The organism is Burkholderia sp. PU8-34 (genome assembly GCF_053427725.1).
The window spans coordinates 509095-522865 of sequence record NZ_JBSAXC010000002.1 but is presented as its reverse complement, the minus strand read 5'-3'; the positions used below and the strand labels follow the sequence as shown (position 1 = coordinate 522865).

Here is a 13771-nt window from a genome sequence, read left to right as displayed (position 1 = left end):
CGATCGAACGTCAGGAATGGCGTGACGCATGTTCTGCTGACGAAACGCTGAGTGCAGTATCGGCAAGCGCCTTTCAATCGCGAATCTTCCTCAACGATCTCTAAACGATTCCCTGCTCTGTCGTCGGCCATCCCCATACACGCGTGCACGGCCTTGACCAGCCCCTGTTGAGATTGCATTGAGATTCATTGCCGCCACGCCGTCCAGACAGAAAAATGCGCCGGCAATCGCGACACTCTTTTCAACACAAGGATGGATGGCTACCAAATTGAATTCGAAGAAACCGACTCTTGACCTCGTGGTTCGACGCCGCTCGCTACGCCGTACGCACCTCGCCTATGCGGCACTCGCGGCCGCCAGCGCACTCAGCTTTGCCAACGCCGCATTCGCCGCACCCGGCAAACCCAGCCTGAAACAGTACGAAATCACGTCCCAGCCGCATGGCTTCGTCGAAATCGACATGCAGAAGGCCGGCGTCGCGCCGTACAAGGACATCGTCAAGCTGAACAAGAAGGTCGACGTGCCGCTGCCGTTCGACATCTGGAGCAACGGCACCGCGGTGAAGGCGGTCGCGCTGGTCGACGGTGTCGTCGACCCGACTTCCGAGGTGAGGATGACGCCCGGCGGCACGCAGAGCGGCCAGGTAATCGCGAACGTGAAGACGCCCGGCGTGAAGAAGATGCAGGTGCGCGTGATCGACGCGAATGGCGCGGCGACCGACAGCGCGCCGCTCGACGTGGTCGTGTTCGACACGATTCCCGAACTCGCGGACGATCTGCCGAACAACGCGAGCAAGAATCACAAGCCGTACGCGAACACGTCCGGCTCGGTGGTCGGCACGTACTTCGCGACCTGGTCGATCTACGACCGCAAGTTCAACGTCGACAACGTGCCGGTCGAGAACCTCACGCACATGCTGTACGGCTTCATCCCGATCTGCGGCGGCGCGGACGTGAACGCGTCGCTCGCGAAGGACCTGCCGGGCTCGTTCAACACGCTCCAGCAGAGCTGCAAGGGCCTGCCCGACTTCAGCGTCGCGATCCACGACACCTACGGTGAAATGGCCAAGACGTTGCCGGGCCAGACCGCGAACTCGAAGCTCAAGGGCGTGCTCGGCCAGATGATGGCCGCGAAGAAGCGCAACCCGAACCTGAAGATCCTGCCGTCGATCGGCGGCTGGACGCTGTCCGACCCGTTCTTCAAGTTGCATGACCCGGCAAAGCGCAAGGTGTTCGTCGACTCGACCGAGCAGCTGCTGCGCACGTGGAAGTTCTTCGACGGCGTCGACATCGACTGGGAGTTCCCCGGCGGCAAGGGCGTGAACCCGTCGCTCGGCGATCCGGCGAAGGACGGCCAGCTGTACGTGACGCTGATGAAGGAACTGCGGCAGATGCTCGACAAGCTGTCGCAGGAAACCGGCCGGACGTACGAACTGACGTCTGCGATCGGTGCGGGCAAGGACAAGATCGACGTGGTGAACTACAAGGAAGCCACGAAGTACATGGACTACATCTTCGACATGACGTACGACTTCTACGGTGCGTTCAGTCTGAAGGATCTCGGTCACCAGACCGCGCTGTATGCACCGGGCTGGAAGCCGGACACCGCGTACACGACGGACAACTCGATGAAGGCGCTGCTCGCGCAGGGCGTCGATCCGAAGAAGCTCGTGGTCGGCGCGGCGGCCTACGCCCGCGGCTGGACCGGCGTGCACGGCTATGCCGACGGCAACCCGTTCACCGGCACGGCGACGGGGCCGCACAAGGGTCAGTGGGAACAGGGCATCCTTGACTACAAGAAGCTCAAGGCGGACATGATCGGGCCGAACAACGCCGGCATCAACGGCTACGAGTATCACTACGACCAGAAGGCCGAAGCGCCGTACGTGTTCAACAAGAGCACCGGCGAACTCCTGACCTTCGACGACGAGCGCTCCGTTATCGCGAAGGGCGACTACGTGCGCGCGCACCAGCTGGGCGGCCTGTTCTCGTGGGAAATCGACTCCGACAACGGCGACATCCTGAATGCGATGCACAAGGGCCTCGGCCACGGCAACGAAGGCGGCGGCGGTGCGGAAAACCATCCGCCGGTCGCGAACGCCGGCACCGACATGACGATCACCGGGCCGGCGACGGCGACGCTCGACGCCTCGAAGTCGCGCGATCCGGATGGCGACAAGCTGACCTACAAGTGGGAACAGATCGGCGGCACGCCGCTGCAGATCGCCAACGCGACGAGTGCGAAGGCAAGCGTCGGCATTCCGTCGGTCAAGCAGGACACGAAGTACACGTTCCGCGTGACGGTCACCGATCCGGCCGGCCTCAAGGACAGCGCGCAAGTCGTCGTCACCGCCAAGGCGGACACCGCGGTCGAACCGCCGCCGGCGGAAAACCGTCCGCCGGTCGCGCAGCTCGGCGGCCCGGCAACGGCTCAAGCCGGTCAGGCCGTCGTACTGTCGGCTGACAAATCGACCGACCCGGACGGCGACAAGCTGAGCTTCAAGTGGAACGTCCCGACCGGCATCCAGGCCACGCCGGCAGGCGCGAAGCTGAACTTCACTGCGCCGACGCTCGCGAAGGACCAGTCGTTCACGTTCTCGGTCACGGTCAGCGACGGCAAGCTGTCGAGCACCGCGAATCACACCGTCCTGGTGAAGGCCAAGGATGCGGGCGGCGGCGAAGGCGGCGGTAACGGCGGTAACGGCGGCGGCGGCGAAGGCGGCAAGTACCCGGCGTACAAGGCCGGTACGCAGTACAACGCCGGCGACATCGTGTCGAACCTCGGCAAGCTGTACCAGTGCAAGCCGTTCCCGAACAGCGGCTGGTGCTCGGGTTCGCCGACGGCGTATGAGCCGGGCAAGGGCTTCGCGTGGAACGACGCGTGGACGCTCTACGGCAACGACGGCGGTAGCACCGGCGGTGGTGGTAACGGCGGTGGTAGCGGCGGCAACGGCGGCGAAAGCAGCGGTGGCAGCGGTGGCAGCGGCGGCGGCGAAGGTGGCAGCGGCGAAGGTGGCGGCAGCGGCGGCAATCACGCGCAGTACAAGGAAGGCACGAAGTACAACGCCGGCGACATCGTTTCCAGCAACGGCAAGCTGTACCGCTGCAAGCCGTTCCCGTACACCAACTGGTGTTCGATGGCGGCCTGGGCGTACGAGCCGGGCAAGGGCTCCGCGTGGGACCAGGCATGGGATGAGCACAAGGAGTAATGCCAGTCCAGGCCGGCGGCGCCGCCTCGGTGCCCCGGCCGATCTGAACCCGCGTCTCCCGACGCACAACGGCTGATGCCGGTATCGCCCTCGCCTCGTGCGAGGGCGTCAATGAGATGGTCAGCCCGATCCCCACGCAGCGGACTACGCTGCGTGGGGATTGTTCTTTTTGGGGACCATCATGGAGACGGTTTCGTTTGGGTTGCGGTTGGCGGAGGTTCGTCCGCGGCAATACGGACGGTTGTACATGCGCAGGCCACAAACGCAACGCACCCATGCTGATGTCGTCACGGCGTCACCGCGTCATATCGATTGCGTCCTCGACCTCCACCCTGCTTCGCCATCCGCGATGGCGCCAAGCCTGCGGGATCGGTATCCGGCCTCGCAGAAGGTCCGCTGCAAACAGCGAAACGAAGCCCCCCGCGCGCTCGCCCCTCATGCTCGCGCGGCGAGCAATCTCCCTGTCGCCCGCTATCGCGTGACTCACGGCGACGAAAACCCATCCGCGTGCTCGACAGGCCTGCGCCGCCTCGAAACGGCGCAATCGTCAGGCAGCCTGCAAGGCAAGCCGGCCTCCGCATCCCCTGCGTCGCGACAAACGCCGCGCCCGAACGCAAAAAAGCCGGGCCCTGTGCGATACAGGACCCGGCCTTTCAACCATCCGGTTTCACTCTCGACCCGACGTCAACGAAGCGTGCGACCACGCCGCCGTTGCTGCCCGGCTCAGGTCACGCGTCTTCGAGCGCTTCTGCAGCGGTTCTCGGCAAACGCACGGTGAAGCGGCTGCCCTGCCCCGGCGTCGACGTCACGTCGATCGAGCCGCCGTGGCGCTCGACCACGGCCTTCACGAACGGCAGCCCGAGGCCGACGCCGCGGCTGGGGTCACGGTGCGAGCCGTCGATCTGGAAGAACGGCTCGAACAGGCACGGCAGCGCGTCGGCGGGGATGCCGATCCCCTGATCCTGCACCGCCATCGTCACCTGCCGATCGTCGGCGTCGATCCACACGTCGACCGTCGTATCCTCGTTCGAGTACTTGATCGCGTTGTCGAGCAGATTGGTCAGCGCACGCAGCAGCATGTCGCGATTGCCGGACACGAACACGTCGTCGCCCTCGTAATGCGGGCCCTCGACGCAGATTCGCTTCGCATTCGCACAGTGCCAGAGATGATCGACCGCCTCCGCCGCCAGGTCGTTCGCCGATACCGCCACATAGGCGCTGGTGTCGAGATGCTCGGCGCGCGACAACTGCGTGAAATCCTGTGCGACGCGCAGGCTGTAGTCGACGAGCTTGTGCAGGTCGGTCAGGAAATCCTCGTCGGTCGCGCCGTCGGCGTGGTTGCGCTCCTCGAGCAGCGACAGCACCGTCGACAGCGGGTTGCGCAGGTCATGCGCCATGTGTCGCAACGTCAGCCGGTCGCTTTCGACCGCGGCCTTGATGTTGTGGATATCGACGAAGCAGATCATGCTCGCCGTCGAATGTTGCTGCTCGCCGTCGCCGAACGGCGTCACCATCATCATCTGCGTGCGCCCGTTCAGCGTCAGCTCCGCCGAGTGAATCTTGCCGCTCGCCTTCGCGATCTGCACTTCGTCGTGTGCGATCGACAGCACTTGCCGGACGGCTGCGTCGCGGTCACCGTCCGCGCCGAACGTCTCCAGCATCGCGCGGCCGCCCGCATTGCACAGCAGCAGCTTGCCGTGCTGCTCGACGAAGATCGGATACGGCAGCGTCTCGATCATGTCGACATAAGCCATCTGCCATGCGCGAATGTGCTGCATCGCGATCTCGACTTCGTCCGCGCTCGGCAGCTCGGCATCGGCACCCGCCGCGTGCGGCAAGCCGGCGAACGCGTGCTTGCCGGCCAGCTGGTGCAGCAGCCCGTATTCGTTCAGCATGAACGTCCGCAGGCTGCCGGCACGCCGCCAGCCGCAGATCGCGAAAATCAATATACACACGGCAAACACTGGCCCGATCGGCATCCAGTACGACCCATGCACGAGCAGCACCAGTGAGACGGAGACGAACGTGGCCATCCACGCGAGCGCGACGGCGTACATGCGCCAGCCCGGCACCAACATGCAGATCAGCAGCATCCCCGTCGCGACCGCGACGCTGACGCCGACCTGGATCGCCGTCGGCTCGCGCCGCAGGATGTGGCCATCGAGCAGCGCCTGCGTGACCAGCGCATCGACCTCGACGCGCCGCAGCCGGCCGCCCTCGGACGTCGACAAGTCGTATGCACCGGACAGATCCGACATCGCATCGCCGATGAAAACGACACGGCCGCGCCACGCCGACTCGGGAATGCGCCCCTTCAGCACATCGACATACGAATAGCGATCGAGGTCGAAGCGCGCCGGCAAGAACAGCGCGAGCGAGCGCGCCTCGACGTGCCCCAGATTCGACACATGGTCCTGCACCTGGTGGCGCACGTCGCCGGCCGGCAGCGACGCGCCCGCCACGCGGATCGCCTGCAGCGCGACGTGCGCCAGCTCTTCGGCCGAATTGTCTGCACGGATATACGGCACGATGCCTTGCACCAGATGGTCGCTGCCCAGCACGACGCTGCGCTGGCCGACGGCCGCCGCCGCGGCGCGCAACCGCGGCTCGGGCAGCAGCACGGTATCGGCCCGCGTGGCCTCCTGCGACACGTGGGCAGGCAACACGACGCCCCCTTGCCGCTCGATCGCGGCCGCCAGCACCTTGTCGCCGGGCGCCGAGCTGAACATCGTCATGTCGAGCACGACGCTCGAAGCGGCGCCGAGCCGATCGAGCACCTGCGCATGGGACGTCCGCGCATAGCTCTCGCCGGTACCCAGTTCCGCGATCGTCTTCTTGTCGATCGAGATGACGACGACCTCGTCGCGATCGCCGTGATCGACGCCGGTCACCACCAGATTCCAGTACAAACGGTCGAGCGGCGACAGCAACGCCTCGGCCGTCGGCGTACAGCTGAGCACCGCCAGCAATACGACGCCGGCCGTGAGCGGCCATACGGCGGGTCGCACGGATGCTGCAATTTTCCAGACTCGATTGAGCCAATCAGGCATGGTTTGGTCCACGTTATTGTTTTATTCGCCCGAGTTCGTTTCGGCTGCACGCTTCCTGCATGGTTGCGGCAATGGCCGCTTTCTTCGTCGCGCTCGCGATCCCGCCACACCACTATCGCTCAGGCGGCCCCGGGTCCCTCAAAATCCAACCGCACGGCATTCGTGCCGCTGGTTGCGAAGGCGCCATGTTGCCCGAACTATCTCGATTTATTTTAAGCACCAGGCCCAATTAAACCTTGTCCCATGGCTTTTATATTTGGTTTCGTACTTGTCTTAATTTTTACCCTCCAACACGTCGTCAGAACGCATCCGTTCTTCGTCGATGCGCGCCGTCCGAGGCTATCGTTCGCGCGTACAGAACGCGGTTGCTCGACCATGAAGTGGCCCCGCAAAACTTTGGCGAACAGCGCAAGATCCGGCAACACGATTCTCCCGACCGAACGGCTTGCCGGTGGGCGTCGATACGAAGCAGGCGTCGTGCCGGGATTTCGCCGGGATTTCGCCGGAAAACAGACGGCGCCGACCAGCGCGTGAACGGCCGTCCGATGGGGTCGATCTTTTTCATCGCTTTCGATGAAATCATGTTGACAGCCCATTGGGACACGCTATAATTGCTTTCTTTCGCGATGCAGCAACAAGCGAAACGTGCCCAGGTGGCGGAATTGGTAGACGCACTAGGTTCAGGTCCTAGCGGTGGCAACACCGTGGAGGTTCGAGTCCTCTCCTGGGCACCAGAAAAATAGATCCAGATCAGTTTGCTGGACGATGTTTGCGATGAAGCCCGCTGTTGCGGGCTTTTTGCTTTTCGGGCGCCTGAATGTGTTCGCGTTCTGCGATAAGCCGATGGCGAATGAGTACGTTTTTGAGTACATGAAAGTTCGAGTCTTGGAAATGTACTCACCGCTGCCGCGAGGCGCAGAACTAAGTTTTGCGTTCCATCTGCAAGGGTTTTCACCTCGCAATCTCAAGCACATGTGGACGTTGCTCAAGCATGGCCGACGCCGGCAATTGTGTGCAACACGCCGCTGCACAATTGCCTTGGTCTCATATCGTGACCTTGCTGGACAAAAAGAGCCGGGCGGACGCGATTGGTATGCGGCCCAATCGCTCGAGCACGGCTGGTTCCGCAACGCGCGTGCGATGCAGATCGATACCCACACTTATTCGCGCCCCGGAGCCTCCATCACCAATTTTGACGCGCGGTTGCCGCCGCCGCAACGCGATCTGCCGCACTAAGAATTGAAGGATTCGTGCATGTTCGATTTCCTGGGGCTGACGCAGGACGCTCAGGAACGCCATATCGAACAATCACGCGTGTCCACATGAGATCGCGGCCGCAAATCGGCCGAAGCCGACGGTTGGTGATCGGGAGCCGTGGCGGCTGCAAGTTCCTTTGCTGATATTCGCAAACCGGCATCGACGAATGGCAGCTCTCACCGCCGTCGAATGAGTCTTCACGACCCGTAAGAGTCTTTCATGAGAACCCGAAAACGGACACTCCGGTGCGGTAAAGAGCCCATCGGACGGGTCTTACTGACCTTGCGCCGACGCGAATGCAAATGCTCCTTGGGGATACGATTCCAATGGAGCGTCGTCCGCGCAGTACGAGAACTCGCGATTCACACGGTCGCTGTCGCCATAGATTTTGGACAGAACTTCGCACATCCTCTTCGGATGAAGACTAACCGCTCCGAACGGAGGCGCTCCACTTTGGACCTGCCGTCCCATGAGCCTGATAACCGGTGCTACGTGGTCTTTCGCAGACTCACCTGAAAAAGCGATTGCCCACGACAGCTCATAAAGTCGGTCGCGAGTCGCTAGTGGAATCGGTTTGTCGTCCGGGACCGTGGCAAGAAGTTCATTCATAAGAGACTCTATCCGCGTGAGCGCATCTGGCTGTCCACCGGCCGCTGCGACTTGTGCCGCGCCAGTGCCAATCGAGTTCTCGCTGGAAATCTGCTTGAATGCTTCGGCTGCATATCGCGCCGATTCGGGTCCAAAGCCTGCCAGAACGGTCATTGCATATGGCCGAATATCGCCGTCGACTTGTCCACCGCTGTCGTCGTCGATTACCGGCCGCGGGGAAAACGCTATTTGCGCCACGGCATCCACAACATTAGCGGGCGTAGGTTGCAAATAGGAGGCTAGCCTCAGCTCATGGCGGTCAAACCTGCCCTTGATGGCGATTCCCGCGAACGCCGCGGCAACACGGCCATAAATCGTTGCTGGAGTACACACCCTCACTCCATGGTTCCCTGGACTCCTACGATACAGGTCCTCGCTCAGCGAGCGTTCGGCTCCGATGGCGAGCCAGTCGGGCGAAGCCGGCGCTACATGCTCCAGAGTTGAAGCGGCGATTTCAAAGTGCTCGTTTTCTTTAATATTTGCTGAAACGCATTGGGGATTTTTCCAGATGGGCATGGCAGGCATCGCCCTTAGCTTCCGGATTTCCGACTTCTGCGCGACTGCCCCATGATGCCCCACCCAGAAGCCTGCAAAGAAGATCAGTACGAATCCAACCAGCACATATCTGCGGTCCATTTCCCCGTTGCTCCGACGATCGTTAGTTTTTCGTTTTTTGCAGTTCGGTCTAGCGCGATTAACGTCGTGACGGACAGCAGAACTGCTTCCTGCCCGTGGTTTTGTCGCGCGGGTGCGCGAGACAAACGGAATTGTCAGCGATTCAGGTGCTGAAGTCGAGTGACCGCTCCTGGCCGTTCGGACTCATTCGATGCGCTCTACAGAACAGACGCTGAAATGCCCTGCGGCAGCTTTCCGGTCGATCGGCCAGTAGGCGTCATTCACCCACCGCATCACGTGGATATTTATCCGTTCCGTTCGAAAACGAAAGCGGCCACTCGGGAGCGACTCATCATTCGGCAAGCACAAACGCCATCGTTTGAGTACATGAGAACTCGAGTTAGTGGAAACGTACTCGCGACACCTGTATTCAGCAATGCCTGTGTTCAATGAGCCGTCTTCGGGGCTTCGATGATTTCGATCACGTCTAGCGCGCGGAAATCATCTGGGTTGCTAGTGAGAAGCGGCAGGTGATGTTCATGAGCCTGAGCGGCGATCCAAAGATCGTTATAACGCGGACGCGGGTTACGGCCCGCCGCCTTCATCATGGTCGCGAGCAGCCCGAATGAACGAGCGGTCTCTCGCGTCACTGCAAGCACCGACATCCGTTCGATGGCACGCAGAAAGGCAGTGCGCTGTGCTCGCTCGCGGGCGTCGCTTGGAAGTTGTGCGCCGAATTCCAATTCGCCAAGCGAGATCGCGGAGACGTGGACCAATTGGGACCCAGCGACGTTGTAGATTGCTTCAGCGTCGAGAGCGCCTTTACTGAGATCGATCCATACACATGTATCGACGATTACTTCTGCCACGGATCACGCACCTCGTCGTCGAAATCGGCATTTCGGATATCAGCCATGTACCGATCGGCAACGTCGGCCGGCATCTTTGGGATGCGCTCGAAGGCGTCGCGGAGTGTGACAGCCCGCTCGGGCGGGCTGATCGTGCCAAGCACGGTGTTATTGCGGGTGATGGTGACCGATTCCCCGCGTGCCAAGGCGTCGAGCACCTGGTTCGTGCGGCGCGCGAGATCGGTGGCGGTTACAGTAGTCATGAGGACCTCCGGTCAGAACAATACGTATTTTACGTAATTTGAGTAATTTGTCCAGTCCCCCGACTTGCTTGCGCATGCACCCTGTTTTTTTACGGTTCTCCGGCAAGTACGGTCGGCTCTCTCGCGTCGGTCAAGTCTCGGCAACCTTTCATCATGTCCAAAATTATCTGCGTACACGTTCCGTGTACCGGCGGAATTTTTGTACGACTGCGACGGCTGCCCGACTAGTCGAACGACTCGTAAAGGCCACCGCGGTTGCTCAACCCATCGGACCAGGGGCCCGCTATATCCTTGCCATGCTCACCCTGCTCGCTCGTTTTGTCGCATAGATTCGGATGACCGCGAAGCTTCGTCCATCGAAGGCAGATTCCCCGTCGGTATCGCTCATCTGCCGCTCCTCCGCGCGTTGCGTTTGCGCAACCAACGAGCGTCGTTTGTAAGCCAGCCCGAAATGAGTACATCAATGAGTAAGCCGACAAGATGTCTTCAGCTTAAATCCCCCTTAAATCAATCATCTACAAATAAAGTACGAGTCCTCTCCTGGGCACCATCTGTTTTTAAAAAGGCCGGCTTCTAGCCGGCCTTTTTCATTTTCCGGCGCCGGAAGCGTCGAGCCATCGCCGGATGGCACGGAGTGCATGCGATCGTCTCGCGGCACCGCCCCCTTCACTCACCCGCCGGACAACCCGCCAAATTATTTTCGTTTGCGACCGCAAATTGTGTTGACAGCCTCTTCGGACACGCTATAATTGCGTTCTTTCGCGATGCAGCAACAAGCGAAACGTGCCCAGGTGGCGGAATTGGTAGACGCACTAGGTTCAGGTCCTAGCGGTGGCAACACCGTGGAGGTTCGAGTCCTCTCCTGGGCACCATCTGTTTCTAAAAAGGTCGGCTTTATGCCGGCCTTTTTTCATTTCCGGCCCAGGAAGCAAAGCGCCCGCGCGCTTTGCGTGAGGACTCGAAAGGCTGCGCTTGCAAGCGCAGCCGGGGTCGCGCTCGTGTGACCGAGTCCTCTCCTGGGCACCATCTGTTTGTAAAAAGGTCGGCTTTATGCCGGCCTTTTTCATTTTCAGCGCGACACCGCCAGCCTCGGCCGTCGCCCCCCTGCCCCGTCAAGCCGCGCAAAGCCGCTTGCTCATGGCTGGCCGCTCCACCTCGGGCGGGTATACGCGCCACGACCGGTCGCCATGAAGGAAGAACACGATCGCCAGCGGGGTTTGCGCGCGCGGACCGACAACGCTCACGCAGCGGCCCCCATCGCCGTTCGCATGGCCGATGCGCCGGATTTGGAGCGCCTTGCGCGAGTCGAGCCCGAACCACTTGTCTATCTGCGTCCTCAACGAAATTCTGCCCGCGCCCATAATCAGCCTCCTGCACGCTCCATGTTTGGCCGATGCGGAAGCGGCTCCCGCGCGATCGGCTTTGCTATTCATCGAGCAACTATCGCGCCAGATCTTTCATGTGCGTTGCGCCCAACGAGCGTCCGATTGCCGCGGTGTCCGGGCATGCACATGCTCAGCCGGCGAGACCGGCCGGACCGACCGTTCGATTTTCGGACACTCGATCTGACCCGAGTGTTCGAAAATCGAACGCCGACGTCGAACGCATGCCTTCAACGGGAGTAGCATTAGGAAGGCCCGCGGCTCGGGCCGGTGCAGGACGCCGGACCGGGCCGCCGATGCCCGAATGAAACCCGAAGCGGCCAGGTCATGCCACTCCAGGGGAAATGGAGATGAGCGTTCAGGATGCACCACTGCGGCGAGGCTTTCGCCCAGGCGGCCGACTGCCGGATCCTGGGCACGATCGCGACGTATGGTCTGCGTGGGAGCGGCGGCTGCTTGGACAATTGCCGGCGGCGATGGTGCGGCGGGTGGTCGACGAATCGTGGCGCCGCTGCCTCGACTTGAGCGTCGATCCTGCCGCGCGAGGCGCGCCGCCACCCGTCGACGAGCACCGCCTGCTCGATCTGCTCGAGGAAAACAACACGCTCATCCAGGCGAGCCAGCCGCTCATCAAGCAGGCACGAGAGTGTCTGTCCCAGACGGGAACCATCCTGCTGCTGACGGACCGCGAAGGCACGATCATCGAGTCAGCGGGCGATGCGCACATGCTCGAACCGCTCGGCGAGGTCGGGCTGATACCTGGCTGCAACTGGAGCGAGTTCAGCAGCGGAACCAACGCGATCGGCACGGCGTTGAGTCTCAACGGCCCGGTGCAAATTCACGGCGCCGAGCACTTCTGCGAAGGCGTGAAACGCTGGACCTGCTCGGCAGCCGCGATCCACGATCCGCTCGACGCCTCCTTGCTCGGCGTGATCGACATCTCGGGCCTCGCGAAAACCTACAGCAAGCACACGCTCGCGCTGATCGTCTCCCTCACCGCCCAAATCGAGAACCGGCTTGCGATCATGGCCGCCGAGCGCCGCTACCGGCTGCTCGAGCGCTGCATCACCCGGTTGAGCCGCGCCGACCCGGTGGCCGTCGTCGACGAACTGGGACGGCTCGTGAAGGCGAACGCACAGGCAAGCGCCACGCTGGCTCGTCTCGGCGGGCCGGCCAGACTCGAGCAGGCATTTCCGGTACCTGACGTCGCCGCCGTTGCCGAAGGCCGCACCTCGGAACACACGCCGGAGTGGCTGCGGCGCGTGCAGATCGAGACAGTGAAAGACGGAACCGGCACGCTCGGCTACGTCATCTCGATGCCACATGCGTCACGCCCGAGCCTGGACCTTGGAGACGCGCTGCGCGACGCCGCCCGGACGGGCGGCGCGTTCTCGCGGATCGTCGGCAACAGCGAGGCGCTGCGCGAATCGCTGCAAAAGGCCCGGCAGCTCGCGCGCACGGCCGTGCCCGTGCTGCTCTACGGCGAGACAGGCGTCGGCAAGGAACTGTTCGCGCAAGGCATCCACCAGGCAAGCGACCGGGCCGACGGCCCGTTCGTCGCGCTCAATTGCGGCAGCCTCTCGCGCGACCTCCTGACGAGCGAGCTGTTCGGCTACGCCGAAGGCGCGTTCACGGGCGCGCGCAAGACGGGCATGCCGGGCAAGATCGAGTCCGCCCATCGCGGCACGCTCTTTCTCGACGAGATCGGCGAGATGCCGCCCGACATCCAGCCACACCTGCTCCGCGTGCTCGAGTCGGGCGAACTCTACCGGCTCGGCGAGAGCACACCGCGCAAGGTCGACTTCCGGCTCATCGCCGCCACGCACCGCGACCTGCGCACGGCCGTGGCCGACGGCTCGTTCCGCATGGATCTCTATTACCGCATCGCGGTCACGAGCATCGCGATCCCGCCGCTGCGCGAGCGCGTGGGGGACCTGCCCCTCCTGATCGACCACTGGCTCGGCGTCGTCTGCGATCGCCACGGCATGGAACGTCCGGTCATCGACGAGGCGGCATGGCAATGCCTGCTCGGCTACGCATGGCCTGGCAACGTGCGCGAGTTGCGGAACGCGATAGAAGGCGCTGCACTGATCGCGCGCGACCGGACGATCGTCATGTCGGATCTGCCCGTCGAAATGGCGGCCAGACGCCAGGTCGAGGCCCCGGGCACCGATGCCCGGCCGCACGGGTCGCCACCTTCCGCGTCCGCGCAACCCTGCTCCCTCGAAGACGCCGAGATCCAGTCGATCCGGGCAGCGATGAGGCAGAACAAGGGCAACGTGACGCGGGCCGCGCAGCAGTTCGGCATCGCGAAGAGCACGCTCTACGAGAAGTTCAGGAAACATGGACTGATGGAGGAGCTCGGGCTCTCGAGAAGCCGGCCCAACGACTGACCTCGATGGCCGGCCCCATCCGTAATTTGGCGTCCGACGCGAGTCGGGACTCAGCCTCCGATGTCGGAATCGCGGTGGGCAAGCCAACGCGAACCGGGTCATCGCAT

8 protein-coding genes and 2 tRNA genes are annotated in these 13771 nt (G+C 62.6%); 5 read left to right on the top strand and 5 right to left on the bottom strand.

Annotation, left to right across the window (positions count from 1 at the left end; translation table 11 throughout):
* The first annotated feature begins 256 nt into the window (after positions 1-256).
* A complete protein-coding gene (locus tag ACV22Z_RS07005) occupies positions 257-3208 on the top strand; it encodes a glycosyl hydrolase family 18 protein (RefSeq protein WP_448075585.1) in 2952 nt (983 codons plus the stop codon).
* Between the two features lie 728 nt (positions 3209-3936).
* Here the strand turns inward: ACV22Z_RS07005 and ACV22Z_RS07000 are convergent.
* Entirely contained in the window at positions 3937-6216 is a 2280-nt protein-coding gene (locus ACV22Z_RS07000; protein WP_448075584.1) for an ATP-binding protein, read from the bottom strand.
* Between the two features lie 689 nt (positions 6217-6905).
* Here ACV22Z_RS07000 and ACV22Z_RS06995 point away from each other — a divergent pair.
* Both ACV22Z_RS06995 and ACV22Z_RS06990 read left to right on the top strand, forming a co-directional pair.
* Positions 6906-6992: transfer RNA gene (locus tag ACV22Z_RS06995), tRNA-Leu, on the top strand.
* Between the two features lie 40 nt (positions 6993-7032).
* Entirely contained in the window at positions 7033-7494 is a 462-nt protein-coding gene (locus ACV22Z_RS06990; RefSeq protein ID WP_448075583.1) for a hypothetical protein, read from the top strand.
* Between the two features lie 294 nt (positions 7495-7788).
* On the opposite strand, the gene ACV22Z_RS06985 is transcribed toward ACV22Z_RS06990, so the two are convergent.
* From ACV22Z_RS06985 to ACV22Z_RS06975, 3 genes are all read right to left on the bottom strand, one after another.
* On the bottom strand, positions 7789-8799 hold the full coding sequence (locus ACV22Z_RS06985) for a hypothetical protein (protein WP_448075582.1): 1011 nt from the start codon (positions 8797-8799) through the stop codon (positions 7789-7791).
* A gap of 425 nt (positions 8800-9224) precedes the next feature.
* Positions 9225-9647: a PIN domain-containing protein gene (locus tag ACV22Z_RS06980; RefSeq protein ID WP_448075581.1), complete on the bottom strand. Its 423-nt coding sequence runs from the start codon at positions 9645-9647 to the stop codon at positions 9225-9227.
* Positions 9635-9889 carry a type II toxin-antitoxin system Phd/YefM family antitoxin gene (locus ACV22Z_RS06975; protein ID WP_448075580.1) on the bottom strand — a complete coding sequence of 85 codons (255 nt, stop codon included), beginning with the start codon at positions 9887-9889 and terminating at the stop codon, positions 9635-9637. The genes ACV22Z_RS06980 and ACV22Z_RS06975 overlap by 13 nt, the downstream gene beginning before the upstream one ends.
* A gap of 785 nt (positions 9890-10674) precedes the next feature.
* Here ACV22Z_RS06975 and ACV22Z_RS06970 point away from each other — a divergent pair.
* A tRNA-Leu gene (locus ACV22Z_RS06970) sits at positions 10675-10761 on the top strand.
* A gap of 240 nt (positions 10762-11001) precedes the next feature.
* Here the strand turns inward: ACV22Z_RS06970 and ACV22Z_RS06965 are convergent.
* Positions 11002-11322, bottom strand: coding sequence for a hypothetical protein (locus tag ACV22Z_RS06965; RefSeq protein WP_448075579.1), 321 nt, complete (start codon positions 11320-11322; stop codon positions 11002-11004).
* Positions 11323-11759: 437 nt separating this feature from the next.
* Between ACV22Z_RS06965 and ACV22Z_RS06960 the strand changes: the two genes are divergently transcribed.
* On the top strand, positions 11760-13664 hold the full coding sequence (locus ACV22Z_RS06960) for a sigma-54-dependent Fis family transcriptional regulator (RefSeq protein WP_448075578.1): 1905 nt from the start codon (positions 11760-11762) through the stop codon (positions 13662-13664).
* Positions 13665-13771 lie beyond the last annotated feature (107 nt).